21 protein-coding genes are annotated in these 26,429 nt (G+C 67.0%); 11 read left to right on the plus strand and 10 right to left on the minus strand.

Annotated features, from left to right (window positions below):
• The first annotated feature begins 60 nt into the window (after positions 1–60).
• The 5 genes from EJC49_RS06085 (at position 61) to EJC49_RS06105 (ending at position 4,329) form a co-directional block, all read left to right on the plus strand.
• Complete coding sequence (locus tag EJC49_RS06085; protein WP_126698571.1) at positions 61–531, plus strand: RDD family protein; 471 nt, start codon at positions 61–63, stop codon at positions 529–531.
• 121 nt (positions 532–652) lie between these two features.
• Entirely contained in the window at positions 653–1,411 is a 759-nt protein-coding gene (locus EJC49_RS06090) for an arginyltransferase (protein ID WP_126698572.1), read from the plus strand.
• Positions 1,412–1,550: 139 nt separating this feature from the next.
• Positions 1,551–2,450 carry a DMT family transporter gene (locus tag EJC49_RS06095; protein ID WP_126698573.1) on the plus strand — a complete coding sequence of 300 codons (900 nt, stop codon included), beginning with the start codon at positions 1,551–1,553 and terminating at the stop codon, positions 2,448–2,450.
• Positions 2,451–2,620: 170 nt separating this feature from the next.
• A complete protein-coding gene (locus EJC49_RS06100; RefSeq protein WP_126698574.1) occupies positions 2,621–3,328 on the plus strand; it encodes a hypothetical protein in 708 nt (235 codons plus the stop codon).
• The gene (locus tag EJC49_RS06105) at positions 3,325–4,329 is read left to right on the plus strand and encodes a hypothetical protein (RefSeq protein ID WP_126698575.1); all 1,005 of its coding nucleotides are present in this window, start codon (positions 3,325–3,327) and stop codon (positions 4,327–4,329) included. The genes EJC49_RS06100 and EJC49_RS06105 overlap by 4 nt, the downstream gene beginning before the upstream one ends.
• A gap of 6 nt (positions 4,330–4,335) precedes the next feature.
• On the opposite strand, the gene EJC49_RS06110 is transcribed toward EJC49_RS06105, so the two are convergent.
• The 4 genes from EJC49_RS06110 to EJC49_RS06125 form a co-directional block, all read right to left on the minus strand.
• Positions 4,336–7,488 carry an efflux RND transporter permease subunit gene (locus EJC49_RS06110; RefSeq protein ID WP_245453286.1) on the minus strand — a complete coding sequence of 1,051 codons (3,153 nt, stop codon included), beginning with the start codon at positions 7,486–7,488 and terminating at the stop codon, positions 4,336–4,338.
• Positions 7,485–8,702, minus strand: coding sequence for an efflux RND transporter periplasmic adaptor subunit (locus EJC49_RS06115; protein WP_126698576.1), 1,218 nt, complete (start codon positions 8,700–8,702; stop codon positions 7,485–7,487). Before EJC49_RS06115 ends, EJC49_RS06110 begins: the two co-directional genes overlap by 4 nt.
• A gap of 70 nt (positions 8,703–8,772) precedes the next feature.
• Positions 8,773–9,444 carry a TetR/AcrR family transcriptional regulator gene (locus tag EJC49_RS06120; protein WP_170314632.1) on the minus strand — a complete coding sequence of 224 codons (672 nt, stop codon included), beginning with the start codon at positions 9,442–9,444 and terminating at the stop codon, positions 8,773–8,775.
• A 233-nt stretch (positions 9,445–9,677) separates the two neighbouring features.
• A complete protein-coding gene (locus EJC49_RS06125) occupies positions 9,678–11,204 on the minus strand; it encodes a cryptochrome/photolyase family protein (RefSeq protein WP_126698578.1) in 1,527 nt (508 codons plus the stop codon).
• Between the two features lie 157 nt (positions 11,205–11,361).
• On the opposite strand from EJC49_RS06125, the gene EJC49_RS06130 reads away from it, so the two are divergent.
• On the plus strand, positions 11,362–11,826 hold the full coding sequence (locus tag EJC49_RS06130; RefSeq protein WP_126698579.1) for a RidA family protein: 465 nt from the start codon (positions 11,362–11,364) through the stop codon (positions 11,824–11,826).
• 4 nt (positions 11,827–11,830) lie between these two features.
• Here the strand turns inward: EJC49_RS06130 and EJC49_RS06135 are convergent, their stop codons facing one another.
• Both EJC49_RS06135 and parC read right to left on the minus strand, forming a co-directional pair.
• Positions 11,831–12,118, minus strand: a complete 288-nt coding sequence (locus EJC49_RS06135; protein ID WP_126698580.1) for a DNA-binding protein — start codon at positions 12,116–12,118, stop codon at positions 11,831–11,833.
• 37 nt (positions 12,119–12,155) lie between these two features.
• Positions 12,156–14,444: a DNA topoisomerase IV subunit A gene (parC, locus tag EJC49_RS06140; RefSeq protein ID WP_126698581.1), complete on the minus strand. Its 2,289-nt coding sequence runs from the start codon at positions 14,442–14,444 to the stop codon at positions 12,156–12,158.
• A gap of 256 nt (positions 14,445–14,700) precedes the next feature.
• Here parC and EJC49_RS06145 point away from each other — a divergent pair, with 256 nt between their 5' ends.
• Positions 14,701–15,888 carry a hypothetical protein gene (locus EJC49_RS06145; RefSeq protein WP_170314633.1) on the plus strand — a complete coding sequence of 396 codons (1,188 nt, stop codon included), beginning with the start codon at positions 14,701–14,703 and terminating at the stop codon, positions 15,886–15,888.
• Positions 15,889–15,992: 104 nt separating this feature from the next.
• Here the strand turns inward: EJC49_RS06145 and EJC49_RS06150 are convergent, their stop codons facing one another.
• Both EJC49_RS06150 and aspS read right to left on the minus strand, forming a co-directional pair.
• On the minus strand, positions 15,993–16,646 hold the full coding sequence (locus EJC49_RS06150; protein ID WP_126698583.1) for a pyroglutamyl-peptidase I: 654 nt from the start codon (positions 16,644–16,646) through the stop codon (positions 15,993–15,995).
• 4 nt (positions 16,647–16,650) lie between these two features.
• Positions 16,651–18,441 (minus strand): aspartate--tRNA ligase, encoded by a 1,791-nt coding sequence (gene aspS, locus EJC49_RS06155; protein ID WP_126698584.1) that lies wholly within the window; start codon positions 18,439–18,441, stop codon positions 16,651–16,653.
• Positions 18,442–18,943: 502 nt separating this feature from the next.
• Here aspS and EJC49_RS06160 point away from each other — a divergent pair.
• Positions 18,944–20,185: an MFS transporter gene (locus EJC49_RS06160; RefSeq protein WP_126698585.1), complete on the plus strand. Its 1,242-nt coding sequence runs from the start codon at positions 18,944–18,946 to the stop codon at positions 20,183–20,185.
• Positions 20,186–20,262: 77 nt separating this feature from the next.
• On the plus strand, positions 20,263–21,414 hold the full coding sequence (rnd, locus tag EJC49_RS06165) for a ribonuclease D (RefSeq protein ID WP_126698586.1): 1,152 nt from the start codon (positions 20,263–20,265) through the stop codon (positions 21,412–21,414).
• A 44-nt stretch (positions 21,415–21,458) separates the two neighbouring features.
• Here the strand turns inward: rnd and ppx are convergent, their stop codons facing one another.
• Both ppx and EJC49_RS06175 read right to left on the minus strand, forming a co-directional pair.
• On the minus strand, positions 21,459–22,973 hold the full coding sequence (gene ppx, locus EJC49_RS06170) for an exopolyphosphatase (RefSeq protein ID WP_126698587.1): 1,515 nt from the start codon (positions 22,971–22,973) through the stop codon (positions 21,459–21,461).
• Positions 22,970–25,180, minus strand: a complete 2,211-nt coding sequence (locus EJC49_RS06175) for an RNA degradosome polyphosphate kinase (RefSeq protein ID WP_170314636.1) — start codon at positions 25,178–25,180, stop codon at positions 22,970–22,972. The genes ppx and EJC49_RS06175 overlap by 4 nt, the downstream gene beginning before the upstream one ends.
• Before the next feature lie 174 nt (positions 25,181–25,354).
• On the opposite strand from EJC49_RS06175, the gene EJC49_RS06180 reads away from it, so the two are divergent.
• Together EJC49_RS06180 and EJC49_RS06185 are read left to right on the plus strand one after the other, a co-directional pair.
• Entirely contained in the window at positions 25,355–25,600 is a 246-nt protein-coding gene (locus EJC49_RS06180) for a zinc-finger domain-containing protein (protein ID WP_126698588.1), read from the plus strand.
• A 28-nt stretch (positions 25,601–25,628) separates the two neighbouring features.
• Positions 25,629–26,429 (plus strand): FAD-dependent oxidoreductase (locus EJC49_RS06185; protein ID WP_170314634.1); only part of this gene is annotated, 801 nt, incomplete at its 3' end.

Consider the following 26,429-nt stretch of genomic DNA (forward strand, 5'->3'; position numbering starts at 1 on the left):
CATGGCGTCCGTCCCCATCTTCCCTGGGTGGCCGACGGCTGCTGAACAAGGGCAAGGACGATGACGGAACGCATTCTCGACGGCGAAATCATCCAGACGAGGCTGGACGACTGGCGCGCCTATGATGGCGTGCGGACGCGGCGCGTCTTCGCCTTCCTGGTCGACTACCTGATCATCGGCCTGCTTTGCATCCCCTTCGCCATTCTGATCGCCGTGCTCGGCGTCGTCACGCTCGGCCTCGGATGGGCGCTCTACGGTGTGCTCGGGCCGATGGTGGCGCTGATCTACATCTGGGGCACCCTCGGCAGCGGCAAGCAGGCGACGGTGGGGATGCGGATGATGGGTCTGCGCCTGGACCGGCTCGACGGGCGTCCCGTCGACGGGCTCCTGGCGGTGGTGCACACGGTCCTGTTCTGGGCCGGCAACGTGCTGCTGACGCCGCTGATCCTGCTCGCGCCGCTGTTTCTCGACCGCAAGCGGACCCTGCACGATCTCCTGCTCGGCACCGTCGTGACGCGCGACGACTTCTGAGGAACCCGGCCCGAACCCGAATCCGGCGCCGGCGTCATTTCTCGGTGACCCCGGCCCGCACCCAGTTGACGTTTGGCCCCGCGCGGACGATTTTGCGGGACATGCTCAGAGTCCGCGATCGATGACGCATCATCCGACCCAGTCGCCGCAGTTCTTCCTCACGGCCCCCTCGCCCTGTCCCTACATCGACGGACAGTACGAGCGGAAGGTGTTCACGCATCTCGTCGGCGACAAGGCGCCCGAGATGAACGACCTCCTGACGCAAGGCGGCTTCCGGCGATCGCAGAACATCGCCTACCGCCCGGCCTGCGAGACATGCCGCGGTTGCGTGTCGGTGCGCATCCTCGCCAACGAGTTCGAACCGTCCAGGAACATGAAGCGCGTGCTTCGACGCAACGCCGACCTGGTCGGCGCGGTGCACGACGCGGAGCCGACGACGGAGCAGTATTCGCTGTTCCGCACCTATCTGGACGCCCGCCACCGGAAGGGCGGGATGTCGGACATGACCGTGCTCGACTACGCCATGATGGTGGAGGACACGCATGTGGACACCAAGGTGATCGAGTACCGGCGGCGCGGACCCGATACCTTCATCACCGGCCGTGGCGAGGGCGAACTGATCGCGGTCGCGCTCACCGACCGGATGTCCGACGGCCTCTCGATGGTCTACTCCTTCTACGTTCCGGACCAGGAGGACCGTTCGCTCGGTTCCTTCCTCATCCTCGACCACATCGCCCGGGCCCGGGCCGCGGGTCTGCCGCATGTCTATCTGGGCTACTGGGTCGCCGGCTCCCGAAAGATGGCCTACAAGATCCGCTTCGGTCCGCAGGAACATCTCGGTCCGCGCGGATGGGAGCGGCATGCCGAGCCCGTCGCATGACCGCTGGACCAGTCCTTGCCGACGCGCAAGCGCTGTCGAAAATGCTGCCCCTGCTCTAGATTGAAGCCATTCCCGCGGAACAAGCCCGGCCGAGCGAGGCTGCCGCCCTCCGTCAGCCCCACCATGACGGATCGAACGCATGTCCACCCCCATGAGCGACCACACCAAGGGCCTCGTCATCACCGCCATCGGCGGCATGGCCCTGACGGTCGACATCCCGCTGCTCCGGCTCGCCAACGGCGAGGCATGGTCGATCCTGTTGCTGCGATGCGGAGCCACCGTGGCGGCTACGCTGATCATCTGGACCGCCTGGCGGCTCCTGGGCGGCCGTCCGCCCGCGCTGATCCCCGGCCGGGTCGGGCTCGCGGTGGCCGGGCTCTATGCGATGTCGACGCTGACCTTCATGACGGCGGTCTACAACACGTCGACGGCAAACCTCGTTTTCATCCTGGCCTTCAACACCATGTTCGCCGCCCTGCTCTCCTGGATCTTCCTCAAGGAGCGGCCGCGCCCGGCGACGCTGGTCGCGATGGGGCTGATGATGGTGGGCGTCCTCATCATCGTCGGCGATGGCGTCTCCAGCGGCAATCTCTTCGGCGACCTGATGGCGCTGGCGTCGGCCTTCTTCATCGCCTGCGCGATCACGATCACGCGCGCCTCGGGCGCGGAGATGGGATTCACGGCGCTGATCGCGGTCGTGGCGCCGTTTCTCGTCGCCATCGCGATGGTCGGCCAGGTCGGCTACAAGGTCGAGGCGCCCGGGTGGATCCTCTTCAACGGCGCGGTGGTCATGCCCATCGCCTTCTTCTGTCTGGCGACCGGGCCGCGCTACATCACCGGTCCCGAGGTCGCGATGTTCTATCTTCTGGAGACCGTTCTCGCCCCCGTCTGGGTCTGGCTCATCTTCACCGAGGTGCCGTCGCGGGCGTCCATGATCGGCGGTTCGATCCTGATCATCACGCTCGTCGGCCATTCGCTGTGGCAGCTTCAGTCGGGCCGGCGGCGACGCGCGGGCGCCACCGTGCGCCACCCCGTCTGAGCGCGCCGTTCACAGGCTGGCGCCGGGAGGCGAATGGCCTCATTGCCGAGGTCCGGCCGCGACATTATTCTAGGTGCGGATCGGACGGGCGTTGCGGCATGACCCGCTCTCGATGACCGACCACTCAACCTGTCGAGGCCAGCTGCGCAGAACCCGGAGGCAAGTCCACGATGATCGACGGCCCCACCGGCTGGCTGCTGGCGCTGAAATGGGAACTGATACGGCCGGTCGTCGATGCCGTGTCGCTCGGCCTCTCGGCCCTCGCCTTCGAGCCCGGCGCCTTTCGGGTTGCGGCCACGTCGGCAGGGCGGGATCTGGCGCTGCTGATGGCCTTTCTCGCCGGCATGTCGCAGGCCGCGGGCCATGGCCTCGTCCTGTTCTTCAATCGCGTTCCGTTCACCCGCTTCGTCCTCAGCCTCGTCCTGATGGCCCTCATCTATCTGGCCAGCGCCGTGGTCACCGCCGTCAGCACCACGATCGCCGTCGAATACGCGTTCCGGCGCGAAGTCGCCTACGGGCCGGTGATCGGGATCATCGCGCTGGCGCAGGCGCCTCGGCTGTTCGGGATCCTCACGCTGGCGCCCTATTTCGGTGAGGCGCTCAGCCGTTTTCTCGACGTTCTCGTCTTCGGCCTGATCCTGTTCGGGCTGCACCATGGCATCGGCATCCCCGTGGGCATCGCCGCAATGGCAGCACTCCTCGGCTGGGTGGCGATCCGGTTGATGTCGCTTCTCTTCGGCCGTCCCTTCGGCTTCGTGATCGAACGGCTTCACCATGCGGCGGCCGGCGGCGCCCTGACGGTCACGTCGCAGAATCTCGCCGATCACCTCATCGCCCGGGCAAGGAAGCTCACCGGCGGACGGAAACCCGGCGAATGACCGGCGTCCTCGGCTACATCGTCCTGCTCGGTGCGATCATCTTCGTGGTGTCGATGATCATGGCGCCGTTCGAGACGCTCGGCTGGTGGGCGGGCTGGCTCGGTCCACACGACGAACCCGGCGCGGCCAAGGCGGCACCACCACCGGACCGAGACGCCTCGCCGGTCTCACAGGCGCCGCGTGCGCACGTGGTCTTCCTCGCGGGAATCGGTTCCATCTCGGGGGCGGAACTGATGCCTTCGGAGGAGGCCTTCCTGACGCGCCTTCGCGACTCGCTGCCCGAATTCGCGCTCGTCACCGACGTCTTCCCCTATGCCCCGTCAGGCCTGCCCCTGTTCACCGGGCAGCGCGTCTTTCGCTGGCTGTGGCGCACCGCCCGTCGCTGGCGCAAGGCGCAGACGTTCCTGCTGCCGCCGATCCTGCACACGCGCAACCTGTTCCAGGTGCTGGTGGCGGCGGACAATCGCTACGGCCCGATCTATGGCTTCGGCCTGTCGCGCGTCATCCTCGACCGGCTGATCGCCAGCGGCTATGCCCCCGCCGACGGCTGCCCGATCATTCTCATGGGCTCCAGCGGCGGTGGCCAGATCGCGGTCAGCGCGGCTCCCTATCTCGCCGCAGCAACGGGGGCATCGGTCTCGGTCGTCGCCTTCGGCGGGGTCATGGCCTCGGACCGCGGGGTCACCGAAGCCGGCCGGCTGATCTCGCTCTACGGCTCGCGGGACTTCGTCTACCGGCTGGCCCGCTTCGCCTTCCCCGGTCGCTGGCCGATCTTCGCCGGGTCGCACTGGAACAGGGCGCTTCGCGAGAAACGGCTCGTCGAGCGGGACATCGGCCCGATTTCCCACACCGGCAAGGGCGGCTATCTCGACGGCCAGGCCCGCTGGCGGGATGCCTCGCATCTCGAGCTGACCGTTCGCGAGATCAGCATCGCCGTTCGCTCCGTGATGCAGGACGTTTCCGCCAGGCAGGCCGAAACGATCGAGGGCGTTTCGCTCTGACGCCGGCTATTCGGCGGCCAGCGGCATGGCCCCCGGCGCCGGGCGAGGCGCTTCATGCGCGACCCGCGCGGCGGTCGCGCCTTCCGCCTCCACAGGTTCGTCCCGATCGTTGGGCCGCAGGATCCATTGCATCACGCGGCCGGTGAAGATCGAGGCATCATCCATGATCGTGTACATCGAGGGGATGAAGACCAGCGACAGCACGGTCGACACCAGCAGGCCGCCGATCACCGCCACCGCCATCGGCGCGCGGAATTCGCCGCCGTCGCCGAGCGCCAGGGCGGCGGGGATCATGCCCGCCGACATGGCAATCGTCGTCATGATGATCGGCCGGGCGCGCTTGCGGCAGGCATCGACGATGGCTTCGGCGCGCGGAACCCCGTGCCGGACCTCCTCGATGGCGAAGTCGACCAGCATGATGGCGTTCTTGGTCACGATGCCCATCAGCATGAGGATGCCGATCACCACCGGCATCGAAACGGCGGCGTTGGTGAGCCAGAGGCCGGCGACGACACCGCCGATCGACAGCGGCAGCGACCCCAGGATCGTGACCGAGTGGAAGATCGAGCCGAAGAGCAGGATCAGCACCACGAGGACGAGCATCAGGCCGGTGATCATCGCCAGCGCGAAGCCTGCGAAGACCTCTCCCATGATCTCGGCGTCGCCGGTCTCCTGGACGCGCACGCCGGCCGGCAGGTTTTGCACCAGCGGCATCGCGTTGACGAGAGCCAGGCCTTCCCCGATCTCGTAGCCGGGCGCCATGTCGGCGCCGATGACCACGCGGCGTTCGCGGTTGAAGCGCTGGATCGAGGACGGACCCTGGCCGTAGCTGATGGTCGCGACCGACGACAACGGCACCGTCGAGCCGGAGGCCGTCGGCACCGGCAGCGCGCTGACGACGGACAGGTCGTCGCGCGAGGCCTCGTTGATCTGGACGCGGATCGGAATCTGACGGTCGCCGACCGTGTATTTCGCCAGGTTGGCGTCGATGTCGCCGATGGTGGCGATGCGCAGCGTCTCGGCGAGCGTCGCCGTCGAGATGCCCAGTTCCGAAAGGCGGTCGAGGTCGGGCTTGACGATGACCTCCGGCCGGTCGAGCGCGGCATTCGACGTCACCGCGCGGTACTTCCCGGTCTGGACCATCGCGCTCTGGATCTCGCGGGCGGTACTGTCGAGAAGCCCGCCGTCCGTTCCCATGACACCGAACTCGAGCGCGCGCTGGCCACGATCGTTGACGAAGTAGATGCGCAGGTCCGGCACCGCTTCGAGACGCTGGAGGAGGATCTCCTCGATCTCTTCCTGCTTGATGTCGCGCTGCGACTTGTGGACGAGGTCGGCGATGACGGTCGCGCGGCGCGGCTCCAGCGTGCCGGTCGGGTTGGACCCGCCGATCACATAGACGTTCTCCACCTCGGGAAGCTCGCGCATGATGTCGGAGACCCGGTCGGTCGTCTCGCGGGTGTCTTCGAGCAGGCTTCCCGGCGGAAGCTCGAGCGAGAACACGATCCGGCTCGCATCCTCCTTCGGGATGAACCCGGACGGCAGCAGGCCGATCGCGTAGATCGAGCCGGCGAAGAAGCCGACGCCGGCCAGCATGGTGATCCAGCGGAAGCGCAGCGACGTCTGCAGGAAACCGAGATAGCCGCGCATGACGGCGCCGGGCTTCGGCTCCTCATGGCCATGGCCGCGCAGGAAGTAGGCGGCGAGCATCGGGGTGATCAGTCGCGCGACCAGCAGCGAGAAGAACACGGCGACGGCAACCGTCAGGCCGAACTGCTTGAAGTACTGGCCTGCCACGCCGCCCATGAAGGAAACGGGCGCGAAGACCGCCATGATGGTGGCCGAGATGGCGATGACGGCAAGGCCGATCTCGTCGGCCGCCTCGAGCGAGGCCCGGTAGGGCGACTTTCCGAGCTTGATGTGGCGAACGATGTTCTCGATTTCCACGATCGCGTCGTCGACGAGGATGCCGACCACGAGCGTGATGCCGAGCAGGGAGACCAGATTGAGCGAAAAGCCCATCAGGTCGAGCGCCCAGAAGGTGGGAATGGCCGAGAGCGGAAGCGCGGAGGCGGCCACGAGCGTCGCCCTGATGTCGCGCAGGAACAGGAACACCACGATGACGGCGAGGATCGCGCCCTCCACCAGCGTCTCCATCGCGGAATCGTAGTTGCCCTCGGTGAAGGTGACCGAATCGTCGACCTTGGCGAACGAGACCTCCGGGTTCAGCTGCCGCAGGTCGGCGATCGCCGCGGTCACGCGCTCGTTGACCTCGACATCGCTTTCGCCCTTGCCGCGGAAGATGCCGAACGACACCACCGTCTGGTTGTTCAGCCGCGCGAAGGACTTCGGCTTGGCCCAGGAATCCGTCACCGTGGCGATGTCGGCCAGGACGACGCGACGCCCGCCCGCGAGCGGGATCTCGAGATTGCGCAAGCCTTCGATGCTGCGGGTGCCGCCCAGCGTCCGGATGGTCTGGTCGCGGCCGCCGAATTCTCCGTTGCCGCCGGTCAGGTCGACATTGGCCGCGCGCAAGGCCCGGTTGACGTCGCCCGCCGTGGCGCCGAGAGCGCGCAGCCGGTCGGGATCGATCTCGACCTTGATCTCGCGGGTCACGCCGCCATTGCGGTCGACGCGGGCCACGCCCTTCAGCCCTTGCAGCTTGCGGATGACCACGTCGTCGACGAACCAGGAAAGTTCCTCCAGCGTCATGGCCGGGGCCTGGACGGCGTAGGTCAGGATGGCCTGTCCCTCCACCTCGACGCGGTTGACGACCGGGTCGTCGGCGGTGGCCGGCAAGCTGTCGCGGATGCGCTCGACGGCATCCTTGATGTCCTGGACCGCCGTCTGCGTCTCGATCTCGAGCCGGAATTCGACCACCGTCTGCGAGTTGCCTTCGGTGATCGTGGAAATGACGTTCTTCACGCCGGTCACGTTGGCGACCGCGTCCTCGACGCGCTTGGTCACCTGCGTCTCGAGCTCGCTCGGCGCCACGCCCGGGTCCTTGACGACGACCGAGACGAGGGGAATGTCGATGTTGGGAAAGCGCGTGATCGGCAGGCTGGAGAAGCTGTAGAGACCCAGTCCCGTCAGCACGATGAAGAGCAGGACGGCGGGAACCGGGTTACGGATCGACCAGGCGGAGAAGTTCATGTTCATCGCGCGACCGCTCCCGTGTCCTGCTGGCGCACCGGCCTGACCAGGTCGCCATCGGCCACGAAGGTTCCGGCGCGCGACACGACCTCGTCGCCAGCCGCGACGCCGCTGACGATCTCCGCGAAACCATCGGTGCGGACGCCGATCGAGACCGGCACCGTCGCGACCCTGCCGTCCGTGACCTTCTGGAGGAAGCCGTCCGTGCCCTTGTAGACGAGCGCGGCCAGCGGAACGGCGACGCTGTCGCGCCGCGTCGTCTCGATGGAACCGCGGGCGAAGTTGCCGACGCGGACCGCGTCGTCCTGGGCCAGCGCGATGCGCACGACACCCATGCGCAAGGTCTGGTTCACTTCGGGCTCGATCATGCGAACCTCGCCGCGGGTCGGCTCGGTGGCGCCGGCCACCCTGACCTCGACGGCCATGCCGGGCTTCAGCCGCGGCAGCGACGTCTCGGGAACGCTGGCGGAAAGCTCCAGATCGCCGTCGATGGCGATCCGGAACAACGCTCCGCCACTGGCGCCGACGATGCCGCCGAGCGTGGCGTTGCGGGCGAGGATGAGGCCGTCGGCCGGCGCCTTGACCTGCGTCTTCTGGATCTGCAGCTCGACGTTCTGCTTCTGGGCGTCGATGACGCCAAGCTGCGCCTGCGAGGCGGCGAGCGCCTTGCGCGCCGATTCGAGCTTCGCCACGGCGCTGTCATAGGCGTTCACGGCATTGTCGAGCTGAGACTGGGCGGCGATGCCCTTCCTTTGCAGCTCGCGGGCCCTGTCGAGCGATTCGGCGGCCTGCCGCACGCCGATCTCGGCATCGGTGATCTGCGCCGCGACCTGCGCCACGCTGGCTTCCGCCTGGGCGCGGTTGGCATCGGCCTGAGCGAGCTGGGTCTCCAGCATCGACCGGTCGAGCAAGGCGAGAACCTGCCCCTTCCTCACGGTGTCGCCCTGGTCGGCCATGAGCTCCTGGACGATCATGCCGGAGAGATCGACGCCGACCGCCGCCTCCTGCCGGGCGACGATGCTGCCGGTCACGACGAGCCTTTCGACGAGTTCGCGGCGCTCGGCTGCGACCACCCGAATGGCCGGCGGCGCGGTCACCGCGACGGCGTCCGCCGGGGCTTCCACCGGGGCGGCGGTCAATGCGGTCTGGGTATAGCCCAATGCCGCGGCGCCGCCGACGAGGGCGATGGCGGCGACGGCCAGGATGCGACTTTTCTTCATCGGAGCGCCTCGGGTCGGTGGCGTTGCTGTTGGTTCGACGCCGATGCTACGGCGCCGGCTGCACGTCGGATCAGGAAGCCGTGCTGCGGCCCGTCGGTCGCAGCACGGCCGTGGCGATGGCGCGGATCACGACCTCGAGACGTTCGAAATCCACGCCCTGCGCCGGCAGGTCGTTGATGGCCAGCCCTTCGCCGAAGGCGACCATGACGGGCAGGATGGTGTCGAGATCGGCGCAGGGATCGATCTCGCCGCGATCGACGGCCCCGCGCAGGAAGGAGCGGAAGCTGTCATCGACGTCCTTCATGGACATCTTGCAGGCGAAATCGATGGCATCGTTGCGCATCGACTCCGCCCTGATCTCGGCGAAGAGCGGGGCGTTGCCGCTTTCGTGCATGTAGCGGATATGGGCCATCGCGGCGGCGACGAAGCCGTCCACGACGTCGCCGCCGAGCGTCAGAACGGAGAAGATCTCAGCGTCGCGGCGCCGGTCGGCCTCGGTGATCGCCTCGATGATCGCCTCCTTCGACGGAAAGTAGCGATAGAGGGCGCCGGGGCTCATCCCCACTTCCGAACAGATCTGCTGCATCGACGCGCCCTGGAAGCCGGAGCGTACGAAGCAGGTCTTGGCCGCATCCAGAATGCGCGCGACCTGCTGGTCACGACGCTCGGTGCGCGAGGTCGCCGCCTCCGTGTCGAGGAGCGCCGCTTCGCCGGCGGAGGAGTGAAAAACAGGCATCTGCATCCGATTTATGCGAATGATCATTCTCAATTTATGCGAACGATCGTTCTCCGTCAAGATGGTGCAGTGCAAAATGGGCGGACCGCGACGGATGACGGGCTCGCGACAGCACAGATGGCGCGGAACGGTTGGCTTGCCAATGGTCGCGATTGTAAAGTTGTGTTGCTGCCGACAGCGCGGTGTCAGGAGCCGTGGCTGCGGCGAGGCCGATCCCGCATCTCGCCGGGCTTTCGCGTTCAGCCCAGATCGTCGAGGAAGGCGGAGGCCGTCGCGCGCATCGCCGCAAGCTGGCCGGGCTCCATCCGGTCGAGCGTGGCGATCATCATGGCCATGCGGCGGTTCCCGGAAAAGCGCTGGCGATGGCGTGCGAGGAAATCCCAGTAGAGCGGGTTGAACGGGCAGGCGTCCGGCCCGACGCGCTGCTTCACGTCGTAGCGACAGCCGCCGCAATAGTCGGACATGCGGTCGATATAGGCGCCCGAGGCCGCGTAGGGTTTCGACGCCAGCAGGCCGCCATCGGCAAACAGGATCATGCCGACGACGTTGGGCATCTCCACCCATTCATAGGCGTCGTGATAGACGAGCAGGTACCACTCCTGCACCGCGCGCGGATCGAGCCCGGCGAGCAGGCAGAAATTCCCGATCACCATCAGCCGTTGGATGTGGTGGGCATAGGCGTTGGCCTTCGTCTCGCCAATCGCCTGCGCCAGGCAGTTCAGGTCCGTGTCGCCCGTCCAGAAGAAGGCCGGCAGCGGCCGGTCGGCGCCGAGCGCGTTCGAGGCGGCATAGTCCGGCATCTTCAGCCAGTAGATGCCGCGCACATATTCGCGCCAGCCGATGATCTGGCGGATGAAGCCCTCGACGGCGTTCAGCGGGGCGGCGCCGGAATGGTAAGCGTCCTCGGCGCGGCGGCAGCATTCGGCCGGTAGCAAAAGGCCGCAATTGATCAGCGCCGACAGGTTGGAATGGAACAGCAGCGGCTCGCCCGTGCGCATGGCGTCCTGATAGTCGCCGTAGAGCGGCAGCGCGTTTTCGACGAACCAGTCGAGCGCCACCAGGGCATCCTCGCGCGTCACCGGATAGTCGAAGGGATCGAGATCGCCGAAATGATCGGCAAAGTCGCGGGCGACCGTGTCGAGCACGCGCCGCGTGGTCGCATCCGGCAGAAAGGACGGGCGCTCGGGCACGGCGAGCGTTTTCGGCAGCGGCTTGCGGTTCTCCTTGTCCAGGTTCCAGGCGCCGCCCTCGGGATCCTTGCCGCGCATGAGATAGCCCGTGCTGCGGCGCATCTCGCGATAGAAGAACTCCATGCGCAGGTCCTTGCGGCCCTCCGCCCATCTGGCAAAAACCTCCGTCGAGCAGAGGAAGCGGCGATCCTCGCGGATCTCGACCGGGCAGCCGAACAGGTCGCTCCAGTCGCACATGGCCTGCAGCACGCGCCACTCGCCGGGCTCGGTGACGACGATCCGGTCCGGCCGGTGCCGCTCGACCGCTTGCTGCAGCGCCTCCGTCAGGCTCGCCGGCCCGCCCGCCTGGCCGAAGGCCGCGTAGTCGACCGTGATCCCCTCCCCGCGCAGATCGTCCGCGAAGTGGCGCATGGCGGCAAACAGGAAGGCGATCTTCTTCTTGTGATGGGGCACATAGGTCGCCTCCTCGCCCACCTCCGCCATCACCACGACGTCCCCGTGCGGATCGAGCCCGTCGAGGCTGGAAACCGATCGGGACAGCTGGTCGCCGAGGAGGAAGCGGAGCGTGCCGGGCATGAGCGGTTGATATGGAAGCGCGGGGCGAAAGGTCGAGCGACGGGAAGGCGGAAATACGGGGACAGTTTACCTGTTTCCACCATGACGCAGTCTTGCCGGACCCGGCGAACACGGAAACAGGTAAACTGTCGCCGCATTTCCGAGCGAGGAGAACCGCATGCACAGACCCATCGTTCCCGCATCCCTGAGGGGCGTCTACGATCAGTGGCACTTCGCGCCGGCGGTGGTGGCCAACGGCTTCGTCTTCTGCTCGGGCATCGTCGGCACCAGCCCGGGCGGCGAGACGCCGGGCGAAGACGGGCTGAAGGGGGCAGAGGCGACGCTCGCCGACGCGGACGCGCCGCTCGCCGCGCTGATGGCGGTGAAGGACCCGGAGGCCCAGTTCGCCACCGCCTTCGAGGCGCTGAAGGCGATCCTGGCGGAAGCGGGCTGCGATCTCTCCGACGTGGTCGAAATCACCACCTACCACGTCGACATCGCCCGCCACATGGCGACGTTCATGACCGTCCGCGACCGCTATCTGAGCGAGCCCTGGCCAGCCTGGACGGCGATCGGGGTGAGCGAGCTGATCGTGCCGGGCGGGCTGATGGAGATCCGGGCGGTGGCGGTGGCGCGGGGGTGAGCGATCACTTCCCCTGCAAATACTTGTGAATGATGGAGTTGATCAGCGTCTGGTAGGGCATGCCCTCTTCCGCGGCGCGCGTCTTCAGTCGCGCCAGATCGCGCTCCGGGACCGCGATCGAGATGCGCCGACGCTTGCCGTCGATCACAGAGCGGGCGGCCGACTTCCAGAACTCCCGACGCTCGTCGGTGAGTCCGACGGAAACCCACTCGCCGCGCTCGGTGCTCTCGACGAGGTCTTTTTCCTCGTCGACGGAAATGTCGGCGGGATGGATGTCGGCGGGATGGGTCATTGGACGAGTTCCGATCAGGTTTCCAATCCTCGTACTTCTACGAGAACTTCCCCGTCCGTGGAAATCCCTTCGGCACCATGCGCCCCGCCGACGCGCGGTCGCCGGTCCATTCGACGAGGTCGTCCTTGGATTTCACGAAGGCGCGGCCGGCGGAGTCGGTCCAGGTGAGGCCGGCATCGAGCGAAAAGGTCTTGATGTCGCAGACGCCGCCGTCCTTGTAGCGCTGCAGGCGCACGCCCTTGCCGCGCGTCATCTCCGGGATCTGCGCCAGCGGGAAGACCAGCATCTTGCGGTTCTCGCCGACGATGGCGACATGGTCGCCGGACACGGGCAGGCATTTCGACATCTCGTCGGGCGCCTTGACGTTCATCACCTGCTTGCCCTTGCGGGTGTTGGCCGCCACCTCGGCCTCGGGCACCACGAAGCCGTAGCCCTCGTGCGAGGCGACCAGCAGCTTGCGCTCCGGGTCGTGGACGAAGGCGGTGACGATGTCCTGGTCGTTTTCCATGTCGACGATGATGCGGATCGGCTCGCCATGGCCGCGCCCGCCGGGCAGCTTGTCGGCGCCGATGGTGTAGAACTTGCCGCCGGTGGTGAGCACCAGGATCTTGTCGGTGGTCTGCGCGTGGAAGGCGAGCTTGAGCTTGTCGCCCTCCTTGAAGGCGAGGCTGTCGAACTCGGCCAGATGCCCCTTCAGGGCGCGCAGCCAGCCCTTTTCGGAGACGACGACGGTGATCGGTTCCTTCTCGATCATCGCCTGCTGGATGTGCGTCTCGTCATGCTCGGGCGCGTCGGCGAACTGGGTGCGGCGACGGCCGAGCTCGGTGCGCGAGCCGAAGCGGTCGCGCAGCCGCTCGACCTCCCAGCGGATGGTCTTCCACTGCTTGGCGTCGGAGGCGAGCAGCGCCTCGATCTGCGCCTTCTCGATCGTCAGCTTGTCGAACTCGGTCTTGATCTCGAATTCCTCGAGCTTGCGCAGGGCGCGCAGCCGCAGGTTCAGGATCGCCTCGGCCTGCACGTCGGTGAGGTTCCAGCGGGCCATCATCACCGGCTTCGGCTCATCCTCCTCGCGGATGATGCGGATCACCTCGTCGATGTTGAGATAGGCGATCAGGTAGCCGCCGAGGATCTCCAGCCGCCGCTCGATCTCGGCCAGCCGGTGCCTCGACCGGCGGACGAGCACCTCCTTGCGGTGGTCGAGCCATTGCTGGAGCGCTTCCTTGAGCGACAGCACGTTGGGCACCCGACCGCGCGACAGGACGTTCATGTTGAGAGGGAAGCGGTTTTCGAGCTCGGACAGCTTGAACAGCGATTCCATCAGGATCGCCGGGTCCACCGTGCGGCTCTTCGGCACCAGCACGACGCGGACGTCCTCGGCGCTCTCGTCGCGCACGTCGTCGAGCAGCGGCAGCTTTCGCGCCAGAAGAAGCTCGGCGATCTTCTCGATCAGCTTGGCCTTCTGCACGCCGTAGGGAATTTCGGTGACGACGATGGTCCAGGTGCCGCGGCCCTGGTCCTCCACCGCCCATTTCGCCCTGACGCGGAAGGAGCCGCGCCCCGTCTTGTAGGCCTCCACGATCGCCGGCCAGCGGTCGACGATGATGCCGCCGGTCGGGAAGTCCGGCCCGCGCACCATGTTCTCGTCGGCATCCTCGGGATGCGGATCCTTGGTCAGCAGATCCTCGACGGCGGCGTCGGGGTGGTCGATCAGATGCAGGCAGGCCTTGGCGAGTTCGGCCACGTTGTGCGACGGGATCGAGGTGGCCATGCCGACGGCAATGCCGGTCGAGCCGTTGGCGAGCAGGTTCGGGAACGCGCCCGGCAGGACCGTCGGTTCTTCGTTCTCCTCGTTGTAGGTGGCGCGAAAGTCGACCGCGTCCTCGGTGATCCCGGACAGCAGCTCGGTCGCCGCCTCCGTCATGCGCGCCTCGGTGTAGCGCATGGCGGCCGCGTTGTCGCCGTCGATGTTGCCGAAATTGCCCTGCCCGTCGACGAGCGGGTAGCGCACCGAAAACGGCTGCGCGAGACGCACCAGTGCGTCGTAGATCGACTGGTCGCCATGCGGGTGGAACTTGCCCATCACCTCGCCGACGATCGAGGCGCATTTGGCGAATCGCTGGTCGGGATTGAGGCGGAGCAGGCGCATGGCGTGGACGATGCGGCGGTGGACCGGCTTCATGCCGTCGCGCACGTCGGGCAGCGCGCGGTGCATGATGGTCGACAGCGCATAGGCCAGATAGCGCTCTTCCAGCGCCTTCTTCAGGTCGACGGGCTCGATGCCTGAACTGTCATCGCCGGAGTTCGGCGGCGTTTGCGATTTCGACATATGCGGCAGTTAGCGAATCAGGCGATTCGGAGCAAGCGATCCGGCGGCGATCGTCAAGCCTTTCCGACACGTTTCGACACCGCGCTGGCCCCGGTGCGGCCTGCCGGTTCGGAACGCTTTCGCGGAAGGGGTCGTTACGCCTTCGAAAGTGGCGAAGTTTACAGATGGTGCGCGATATGCCGATCTAGACATCATCCTGACGATATCGGCGTCGACCAATCAGACTGCGCCAAGGCGCGACCAACTCAGGGAACAGATGATGACGTATCTCAAGTCGAAACTCAGGAGCCTCGCCATTGGCGGCCTCGTGCTCGCCGCCCTCCCGCAGATGGCCCATGCGCAGAGCGCGGCCGAGGTGGGCGAGCGGATCAAGGCGATCTTCGCTCATCAGGGCATCCAGCTTTCCTGGACCGGGGTTACCGAACAGGGCGACGGCCTCGTCCTGCAGGGCGTCAGCGCCGCGATGGAGGGTCTCGACGGCGCAGCGCCGATCGGCGACGTCGCCCTGTCCGACATCAGCCGTGACGGCGACACGATCGTCGTCGGCAGTGTGACGATGCCCGGCTACAACCGCACGCAGGACGACATGACGCTGTCGATCAGCGGCGTGTCGATGACCGGACTGCAATTGCCCGAGACCGGATCGGCCGACGCGATGAACACGGTGATGTTCTATGACAGCGCCGACATCGGGGAGCTGACCTTCTATGGCGGCGGACAGGAGATCGTCGCGATCCGCCAGCTGCACGCCGAGATGGAAGCCGCCGACGATGGCAGCTACACGTTCGGCGGCGCGGTCGAGGAGTTTTCCATCAACCTCGCCATGGTCGACGACCCGCAGTCGAAGGCGGTCATCAACGCGCTCGGCTACCAGACGCTCAAGGGCTACGTGGAGATGACCGGCACCTGGGATCCGCAGGACGGCCGCCTCATCCTGGACCAGTACGACACGTCGATCACCGACGCCGGCACGATCGGCATGACGCTCGACATCAGCGGCTACACGCCCCAGTTCATCCAGGCGCTGCGCGACATCCAGACCAGGATGGCGGCGACCGAGGGCCAGGACCAGTCGGCGCAGAGCATGGCGATGCTCGGCCTCATGCAGCAGATCAACCTGCATGGCGCCACCGTGCGCTTCGACGACGACAAGCTGACCGACAAGGTGCTGTCCTTCGTCGCCGCGCAGCAGGGCGCGCAGCCCTCGGACATCAAGAACCAGGCCAAGGCGGTGCTGCCGTTCGCCCTGGCGCAGGTGGGCAATCCGGAGCTGACGGCGGCGGTGAGCGCCGCGGTGAACACGTTTCTCGACAATCCCGAGAGCCTGGAAATCCGCATCGCGCCGGCGAACCCGATCCCGTTCGCGCTGCTCGCGGCCGGCGCCATGACGGCGCCGCAGTCGCTGCCGCAGCAGCTCGGCTTCGGCATCGCGGCGAACGAGTGAGGGCGTGAGTGGGTGGTGAGTGGGCGAATGGCGAATGGCGAATGGCGAATGGATTGTTAGAGGATTCGCACGGAAGCAATCCTCTATCCGCCCCCAGCTACTCGCTACTCGCTAATCACTACTCGCCATTTGCTATTCGCCATTCGCCAAGCCTCCACGCACTCCCCCACCACCGCCAGCGCGCCGGCCAGCAGGCCGGCGTCGCTGAGCCGGAAGGCCGCGCCCTCCCCCGTCAGCGGCACGTGGACGAAGCCGCTCATGCCGGGGGCAAAGCCTTCGCAGGCGTGGGCGCGCGACAGAACGAACACCATGTTGCAGAGATAGCCGCCGGCATCGTCCGACCATTCGACCGGCAGGCCCATGGCGGCAAGCCGGGCGTGGATCGCCTCGAGCGGCAGTCTAGACGCAAACGTCTCCGCGCCGTCGCAGACCGTGCCGGCCTCCCGCAGCACGCCTGCATTGTCGGGCCGGTCGGCGAGGAAACGGTTGCGGGCGAGGCGCTCCAGCCGGAAGCCGGCGCATTCGTTGGCGAGACCGAAATGGATGGCGATGTCGGGCGCGAAATCGCGGCCGATCGCCGAGAGACGCGGGCCGACCGCGTCGAAGTCGACCGGCAGGATCTCGGCGCGGAAGGCCGCCACGCCGTCGAAAGCCGGCGGCTCGGCCCGCAGCGCCGCCACCAGTGTCTCGGTCGGGTTGACCGGCGCGCCGGGAAACGGCTCGAAGCCGGTGACCAGGACGCGCGCGCCGGTCGCCATCGGGCTATTCGTCCTTCTTCTGCGGGATGACGCGCACGCCGAGTTCGCGCAGCTGCGCCGGCAGGGCCTCGGAAGGCGCGCCCATCAACAGGTCCTGCGCCTGCTGGTTCATCGGGAACAGCGTGATCTCGCGCAGGTTCTTCGCCCCCACCAGAAGCATGATGATGCGGTCGACGCCGGCCGCCATGCCGCCATGCGGCGGCGCGCCGTACTGGAAGGCGCGGTAGAGGCCGCCGAAGCGCTCCTCGACGTCGGCCTTCGACAGGCCGACCGTCTCGAAGGCCTTGACCATCAGTTCGGGCGACTGGTTGCGGATCGAGCCCGACGCGATCTCGAAGCCGTTGCAGACCAGGTCGTACTGGTAGGCCTTGATCGTCAGCGGATCCTGGTTCTCCAGCGCCTCCATGCCGCCCTGCGGCATCGAGAACGGGTTGTGGGCGAAGTCGACCTTCTTCTCCTCCTCGTTCCACTCGAAGAAGGGGAAATCGACGATCCAGGCGAGTTCGTAGCGGTCGCGGTCGACGAGGTTCAGCTCCTCGCCGGCCCGCGTGCGCGCTTCGCCGGCGAACCTGTAGAACTTTTGCGGGTCGCCGGCGACGAAGAAGCAGGCGTCGCCATCGCCGAGACCCAGCTGCGTGCGCACCGCCTCGGTGCGTTCCGGGCCGATGTTCTTGGCCAGCGGGCCAGCACCCTCGATCGCCTCGCCCTCCTTGCGCCAGAAGATGTAGCCCAGCCCGGGCTGGCCCTGCTGCTGCGCCCAGGCGTTCATCCGGTCGCAGAAGGCGCGGCTACCGCCGGTCCTGGCCGGAATCGCCCACACCTCCGCCTTCGGGTCGTTGGCCAGGATGTTGGCGAAGACCTTGAAGCCGGAGCCGGCGAAATGCTCCGACACCGCCTGCATCTCGATCGGATTGCGCAGATCCGGCTTGTCGGAGCCGTATCTGCGCAGCGCCGTGTCGTAGGGAATGCGCTGGAAGGTCTGCGTCACCGGCTTGCCGTTGGCGAATTCCTCGAACACGCCGCGGATCACCGGCTCCATCGTCGTCCAGACGTCTTCCTGGGTGACGAAGCTCATCTCCAAGTCGAGCTGGTAGAACTCGCCCGGCAGCCGGTCGGCGCGCGGGTCCTCGTCGCGGAAGCACGGCGCGATCTGGAAGTAGCGATCGAAGCCCGCCACCATCAGGAGCTGCTTGTACTGCTGCGGCGCCTGCGGCAGGGCGAAGAACTTGCCCTGGTGGATGCGCGACGGCACGAGGAAGTCGCGCGCGCCCTCGGGCGAGGAGGCCGTCAGGATCGGCGTCGAGTACTCGGTGAAGCCGACGTCGGTCATGCGGCGGCGCATGTCGGCGATGATCTTCGTGCGCTGCACGATGTTCCTGTGCAGCGTGTCGCGGCGCAGGTCGAGGAAGCGGTACTTGAGGCGGATGTCCTCGGGATAGTCCGGCTCGCCGAACACCGGCAGCGGCAGTTCCTTGGCCGTCGACAGGACCTCGATCTCGTCGGCATAGAGCTCGATCTCGCCCGTCGGCATGTTGGCGTTGACCGTCTCGGGCGTGCGCGCCTTGACCTTGCCGTCGACGCGGATCACCCACTCGCCGCGCACCGTCTCGGCCACCTTGAAGGCCGGCGAATCCGGATCGGCGACGATCTGCGTCATGCCGTAATGGTCGCGCATGTCGATGAACAGCAGCCCACCATGGTCGCGGACGCGGTGAACCCAGCCCGACAGGCGCGCGGTGGTGCCCTCGTCGGACTTGCGGAGTTGGGCGCAGGTGTGGCTGCGGTAGCGATGCATGAGGATGTCCGGTCTTCTCGAGAAACGATGACGGGGCCGCAGACGGCGAACGCCCGGCCCTCCAAAATCCGCGCGAAAAGCGCATGCGCGGGGTGGTTTGTCAAGAATGGAGCGGCGGGCATGAAGGAGCATGCGCGGGTCCAGCGGGCAAGGATCATGGCGGAACGTCCGCGAACCATGGGTCCGAAAGGACTTGATAAACGCGTCACAAGACGCTGCGTCCGCTTGCTTCGCTCTTGCGGCCCTGCCCCACCCGGCACCGCGTCCCTCTCCTGTTCGTCATCCGGGGCGGAGCCGGAGCGCAGGGTTGTGTGCGTCAAGTTCTGCAAATTGGGGCGAGCCGGGAGGAAGCCGACCTGTCATCCTCATGCCGAGGCGCGAGCGGAGCGCGTCGCCCTCGTCCCGCATCCGTCGTTCCTTCAACCGAATAGGTCTCCTTGGCACAACCGGTGCTGACACGGGCAGTCCATCATTCGCCGTCCTTCTCGTGCAAGTGCCCGCAATGTCCTCCATCCGGCCGCTGATCCCACTCCTCCTTGCCGCGGGCATCCTGCTCGGCGGCAATGGACTGCAAGGCACGCTGATTGCGTTGCGCGGCGCGCAGGAGGGTTTCCCGGCCTCGACCATCGGCCTGATGGGCACGGCCTATTTCTGCGGCTTCCTCATCGGCTGCCTGGCCATCTCGCGGATGATGAAAGCCGTCGGACACGTTCGCGCCTTCTCCGCACTGGCCGCCATCGCGTCGGCCGGGACGCTGCTCATGGTCCTGATGATCGACCCCGTCGTCTGGTCGGCCATCCGCTTCCTCTCCGGCTTCTGCTTCGCCGGGCTATTCACCATCATCGAGGCCTGGCTGAATTCCGGCGCGTCCAACGACAGCCGCGCCCGCGTCCTGGCGCTCTACCGCATCATCGACATCGGTTCGGTGACGGGCGCGCAATTCCTGATCCCGGCGATCGGCGCGGACGGTTTCGCGATCTTCGCGGTCATGTCGATCATGATCACGCTGTCGCTGGTTCCGGTGTCGCTCGGCGACCGCTCCAACCCCGCGCCGCCAGAGGACGTGAAGCTCGACCTTGGCCGCGTCTGGCGCATCTCGCCGCTCGGCGCGATCGGCTGCATCGCCATCGGCGTCACCAACAGCGCGTTTCGAACGCTCTCGCCCGTCTATGCCGAAGCCATCGGCATGTCGGTGGCCAATGTCGTCGTCTTCGTCAGCGTCGGCATCATCGGCGGCGCGCTGATGCAGTATCCGCTGGGCTACCTGTCGGACCGTTGGGACCGCCGCAAGGTGCTGCTCTTGACCACGGTGTGCGCGCTTGGATCAGCCGTGGCACTGGCGACCGTGGGCGGCACCAACCCGACGACGAACTTCGCTCTGGTCTTCATCTTCGGATCCTTCGCGATGCCGCTCTTCTCGCTCTCGGCGGCGCACGCCAACGACCGGGCGGGCAAGGGCGAATTCGTTCAGGTGAACGCCGCGCTGATGCTCTTCTATTCGTTCGGAGCGATCGGCGGCCCCTTCGCCGCCTCCAGTGCGATGGAGTTCTACGGCCCGAACTTCCTGTTCGTCTTCACCGCCGTCGTCTACGCCGTCTTCATCGGCTTCATCCTCTACCGCATGATCGCGCGCGGCGGCGTTCCGGCCGAGCGCCGGGGCCGTTTCACGGCGCTGCTGCGCACCTCGACCATGTTCGCACGGCTGGCGAAGCGAAGTGGCGACAAGGGCGGCCCGGGCAAGTAACATCGTTGGCCGGCAAGGTCAGACGACCCCGTTGCCATGCTGAAGACTCCGCGACGCGAATCCCGTAAAGGAAACGGATGCATCTGATCACGACCGCCGACGAGCTGGCCTCCGTCGTTTCCGAACTGTCGAAATCCGCCTTCGTCACCGTCGACACGGAGTTCATTCGCGAGACGACCTTCTGGCCCGAACTGTGCCTCATCCAGATGGCCGCGCCGGGCGTGACCGCGCTGGTCGACCCGCTCGCGCCGGGCATGAATCTCGGCCCGTTCTTCGATCTGATGGCAAACGAGAGGGTGACGAAGGTCTTCCATGCCGCCCGGCAGGACATCGAGATCATCTTCAACCGCGGCAATCTCATTCCGCATCCCGTGTTCGACACGCAGGTCGCGGCCATGGTCTGCGGCTTCGGCGACAGCGTCTCCTACGAGCAGCTGGTGCAGAAGCTGAGCGGCGGGCAGATCGACAAGTCCTCGCGCTTCACCGACTGGCGCCAGCGGCCGCTGACCGACAAGCAGCTGACCTATGCGCTGGCCGACGTGACGCATCTCATCGACGTCTACGAGAAGCTGAAGGACGAAATCGAAAAGGAAGGCCGCGCCGGCTGGCTCACGGAGGAGATGGAGATCCTCACCGCGCGCCGCACCTACGACCCGCATCCCGAAGATGCCTGGAAGCGCCTCAAGATGCGCATGCGCAAGCCGCAGGAACTGGCGGTGCTGCAGGCGGTGGCGACATGGCGCGAGTTCGAGGCGCGCGAGCGCAACGTGCCGCGCGGACGCGTCATCAAGGACGACGCCATCTACGAAGTCGCCCAGCAGCAGCCGCGCGATGCCGCCGCACTCGCCCGCCTGCGCACCATCCCCAAGGGCTGGGAGCGGTCGGGCCAGGCCACCGGCCTGCTCGCGGCCGTCAACACCGCGCTCGCCATCCCGAAGGACCAGATGCCTCGCCTTCCTCAGCAGAACCATTCGCCCGAAGGCTCGGCCGCGGCGGGCGAACTCCTCAAGGTGCTGCTCAAGCTCGTCTCCGACGAGCAGAACGTGGCGGCCAAGATGCTGGCGTCGAGCGACGACATCGAGCGCATCGCTGCCGAAGGCGAGAAGGCGAACGTGCCCGCCTTGCAAGGCTGGCGACGCGAGGTCTTCGGCGACAAGGCGCTGAAGCTCGTGCAGGGCCGGCTTGCCCTCAAGTTCGACGAGCGCAAGGTCTCGGTCTTCGATATCTGAGGCGGGCGGCGGGCGAGCCGGCCCGACCGCGCCGCCGCCCTGCCCTACTGTTCGGCCCGCATGTCGAGCAGCTTGCCGGTGATACGCCCGAGCTGCTGGAGACGGCCCTCGGGCCGCTCGCCCAGCAGGGCCGCATGCGAGCGCGGGATCACCAGCGTGAGCCCGCCTCGATCGTTTTCCTCCCAGCGCAGTTGCGGGATGACGCCGGGCATCGAGGCCGAGAACAGGTAGACCACCCGCAGGATGGCGCCGAGCAGGCGCGCGCGCTCCCGATAGCGCGGGGTGGCGAGCGCCCGGATGCGCGGCTCGGCCGCATCGTCGAACAGGCCCTCGTGGCGGAACAGATTGGCCAGCGCGATGTAGGCCCGGCCGGGATGGTCGACGCCGATGAAGGCGCCGTGGGCGATGATGTTGAGCGACTGCGTGCCGCGATAGTCGGGATGCGCGCGCCAGCCGATATCGGCCAGCAGGCAGGCTGCGCGGCGATAGCGCGCCTCGTCCTCGGTTTCCTCCACGCCGAAGGCCCGGAACGCATCGCCGGTCCAGTCCGCCAGTTCATGCGCATGCCGGACAGAGCGGGCGCGCAGCAGCGCCAGTTCCTCGGACGAGGAGATCAGCGGGTCGGCGGCCTTCTCCGCGTCGGACAGCAGCGAGTAGAGATAGCCCTCGCGCACGCCCAGCGCGGAGATGACGATGCTCCCGGGTTTCATCACCGAGATGATGTGGTTCAGCACGGTCGCGCCATAGGCGAGCAGGCCGCGACGGTTCTTGGAGACGCGCTCGATGCCTTTCATCTTGTCGATGTCGCCGCGCGCGACCCGCTTCAGGAAAGAGGCGGAACCCGCCACGTCCATCTGGTAGTGGTGCATGACGTGAAGCGGGTAGCCGGTGGCGTGCATGTGCAGCCGGGCGAGATTTCGCCACGTGCCGCCGACGCAGTAGAAGTTGCGCCCTTCGCCCTGCTTCAGCAGCTCGGCGCGGGCGAGTTCGCGCTTGGCGATGCGCCCGGCTGAAAGGATCGAGCCCTTCGACATGTCGTGCAGCCGCAGGCCGCCGAGCGGCAGCGTGATGCCGTCGCCGATGGCCTCGCCGCGCACGTCGACCAGTTCCAGGCTGCCGCCGCCGAGGTCGCCGACGATCCCCTCGGCGGGATGAAAGCCGGAGATGACGCCAAGCGCCGAGTAATAGGCTTCCTCGCGACCGGTGAGGACCCGGATCTCGGTGCCGAGCACCTCCTCGGCCCGACGGATGAAGTCGGCGCCGTTGTCGGCCTCGCGCGCGGCGGCGGTGGCGATGACGTGCAGTTCCCGCGAACCGGCCTGTTCCGACAGCGCCCGGAAGCGGCGGAACTCCTCCATCGAACGGCGAACGGCGTCCGGATCGAGCCGCCCGGTCGACACCAGCCCCTTGCCCAGGCCCGCCAGCATCTTTTCATTGAAGAGAACCGTGGGCGCGCGCGCGACACCTTCGTAGACGACCAGGCGAACCGAGTTCGAACCGATGTCGATGATGGAGATGGGTTGGCGATTCTGCAGGCGCCCCTGGGAATTTGCGATCATGCGGCGGTGGTCGCCTTGCCCTTCTTGCGGCGCGCTTGCCGCACGATGCGTTTCGGCGCGTTGGATTTCAGCGCCATTCCGCGGCCCGACAGGCTGGGATTCGTCATGAAATACTCCTGCGCGTTGAACGGTTCCTCGCCCTCCTCCGGAACGATCCGGCGCGAGGTGCCGTCGGGCAGTACTTCGAAACTTTGCTGGTTGTCCATGATGTTTCCGATCATGATCTGGCCCAGCACCTGTTCATGCACCGTCCGGTTGACCAGCGGCACCAGCGTCTCGACCCGGCGGTCGAGATTGCGCGGCATCATGTCGGCCGACCCGATATAGACCAGCGCCTCGTCGGACGGCAGGCCATGGCCGTTGCCGAAACAGAAGATGCGGCTGTGCTCGAGGAAGCGGCCGATGATCGACTTGACGCGGATGTTGTCGGACAAGCCCGGCACCTGCGGGCGCAGGCAGCAGATGCCGCGAATGACGAGGTCGATCTCCACGCCGGCCCGGCCCGCCTCGTAGAGCGCGTCGATGACCTGGGGATCGACCAGCGAGTTCATCTTCATCCAGATCTGCGCCGGCCGGCCGGCCTTGGCATGGCCGATCTCGTCGGCGATGTGCTGGAGGATGCGCTGGCGCAGCGTGAACGGCGAGACGGCGATCCGCATCTCCTCGGCCGGCTCGGCATAGCCGGTGATGAAGTTGAAGATGCGCGCGACATCCTGCGCGATCGCGGGATCGACGGTGAAATAGGACAGGTCGGTGTAGATGCGCGCGGTGATCGGATGATAATTGCCCGTGCCGACATGCACGTAGCTGCGCAGCTTCATGTCCTCGCGGCGCACCACCAGCGACAGCTTGGCGTGCGTCTTCAGCTCGAGGAACCCGAACACCACCTGCACGCCCGCGCGTTCGAGATCGCGCGCCCAGCGGATGTTGGCCTCCTCGTCGAAGCGGGCCTTGAGCTCCACCAGCGCGGTCACCGACTTGCCGCTTTCGGCCGCGTCGATCAGGGCGCGCACGATGGGGCTGTCGTTGGAGGTTCGGTAGAGCGTCTGCTTGATGGCCACGACCTCCGGATCGGCGGCCGCCTGGCGCAGGAACTGCACCACCACGTCGAAGGATTCGTAGGGGTGATGGACGAGGATGTCCTTCTCGCGGATCGACGCGAAGCAATCGCCGCCATGCTCGCGGATGCGCTCGGGAAAGCGCGGATTGTAGGGCTTGAACTTCAGGTCGTCGCGCTGGACGCCGACGATCTCGGAAATCTGGTTGAGCGCCAGCGGCTTGTTGAGAAGGCTGACGCGCGATGCCGCGACACCGAGCTCGCTGGTGACGAAACCGCGCAGCGCCTCGGGAATGTCGCGGTCGAACTCGATGCGGACCACCGAGCCGCGGCGGCGGCGCTTCAGCGCCGTCTCGAAGAAGCGCACGAGGTCCTCGGCTTCTTCCTCGACCTCGAGATCGCTGTCGCGGATGATGCGGAACGTGCCCATGCCCATGACCTCGTGGCCCGGGAAGAGCTTGTCGACGAAGAGCCCCACCGCATCCTCCAGCGTGATGAAGCGGATCGAACGCTCGTCGCCCGGCAGCCGGATGAAGCGCCTCAGAGCGACGGGCAGACGCAACAGGGCGGTCATGCGATAGCCGTCGCGCAGGTTGCGCAGGTCGAGCGCGATCGAGAAACCGAGGTTGGGGATGAACGGGAACGGATGCGCCGGGTCGATCGAGAGCGGCGTCATGACCGGATAGATCTCGGCGTCGAAATGCTGCTCGAGCCAGCGCTGTTCGGCGGGCGTGATCGCCTCGCGTCCCACCAGCTGGATACCCTCGGGTTCGAGCAGGGCGAGCAGGGACGAGAAACAGGCCTGCTGGTCTTCCTGGAGGCGGCCCACCTTGACCAGGAGCTGTTCCAGCTGCTGCTCCGGCGTCCGGCCGTCGGCGCTCAGCGTCGCGATGTTTTCGCGCACCTGGCCGGCAAGGCCGGCGACGCGCACCATGAAGAACTCGTCGAGATTGGCGGCCGAGATCGACAGGAAGCGGACGCGTTCCAGAAGAGGATGGTTCCCGTTCTGCGATTCCTCCAGCACCCGCCGATTGAACTGAAGCCAGGAGAACTCGCGGTTCACGAACCGGTCGGGGTTGCCTTCGGCCATGACCGGGCCGGGCGGCACGTCCTTCTGGAAATCGCTTCGCTCGGGACCTGGAGCTTCCATTTCAGTCACGTTCACACCCCTATCCTTGCGCTCGCGCGCGGCATCGACTGGCGGCCACGATTCGGTAGCGAGGCCTCGTGACGGAGTGATATCACAGGCTTGCAAACAAGCCGATTATGATACAGATGCGTGCCGGGCGTCACCACCCGGCACGCTGCATTCCAGGAGATGATGATGGCCGGACACACGATTCCCCATTTCCAGAACGACGCCGGCCATCCGGTGGTGGAGGTCGGGGTCAAGGAGTTCATGTGCGTCGGCGCGACGGAGCCGTTCGACCATCCGCACGTCTTCCTCGACATGGGCGACGACGTCGAGAAGGTCTGCCCCTACTGCTCGACCCTCTATCGCTACAACGCCGCGCTGCATGCGGCCGAGACCCGTCCGGCCGGCTGCGTTTACCTGACGCGCGCGGCGTGACCCGGGGCGGTTTGCCCGCTTGAAGACCTTGTCTCCAGACAGACCGATCCTGGTGGTGGGCGCCGGCATTGCCGGGCTGACCGTCGCGCTGGCGCTCGCCGGTCGGGGTTTCTCCGTCCACCTGTTCGAGCAGGCGCGCAAGCTCGAAGAGGTCGGCGCCGGGCTTCAGCTTTCTCCCAACGCGACGCGCATTCTCGACCGCCTGGGTGTGATCGAGCGTCTGCGCGCGGTGTCCGTCCAGCCGGAGGCGATCGTCCTGCGGCGCGCCAGGTCGCTGCGCGAGATCGCCCGCGTGCCGCTGGGGGCGGCGGCGGCGGCCCGCTGGGGCGCGCCCTATTTCACGGTTCATCGTGCGGATCTGCAAAGCGCGCTGTTGAGCCGCGTCGAGCGCGAGCCGTCGATCCGGCTGTCGACCGGCGCCGCGGTTCGCGATGCCGCCTACCATGCGCGGGGCGTGACGCTGTCGATCGACCAGGCCGGTTCGATCATCGAGGCCGCCGGCGACCTGGTCATCGCCGCCGACGGCGTGTGGTCGACGATGCGCGGAACGGAAGACGACAAGCGCGGCGCCTTTTCCGGCCTGACGGCCTGGCGCGCGACGCTTCATCGCGGCGAGCCGGCCGAGGGCCAGGGCCCGGTTCTGTCCGGCTCCGTCGTCACCGCCTTCCTGCATCGTCGCTTTCATGTCGTGGCCTACCCGATCCGGTCCGGGCAGGCCGTGAACCTGGTCGCGGTGACACGCGGCGAGGCCCTGCGGCGCGCCTGGTCCGTCGCGGCCCCGCGGCATGAGCTCGAGGCGGCGCTGGCGGGCGCGCCGGCGCTTTCGCGC

It is taken from the genome of Aquibium carbonis (assembly GCF_003970795.1).
Lineage (GTDB): Bacteria > Pseudomonadota > Alphaproteobacteria > Rhizobiales > Rhizobiaceae > Aquibium > Aquibium carbonis.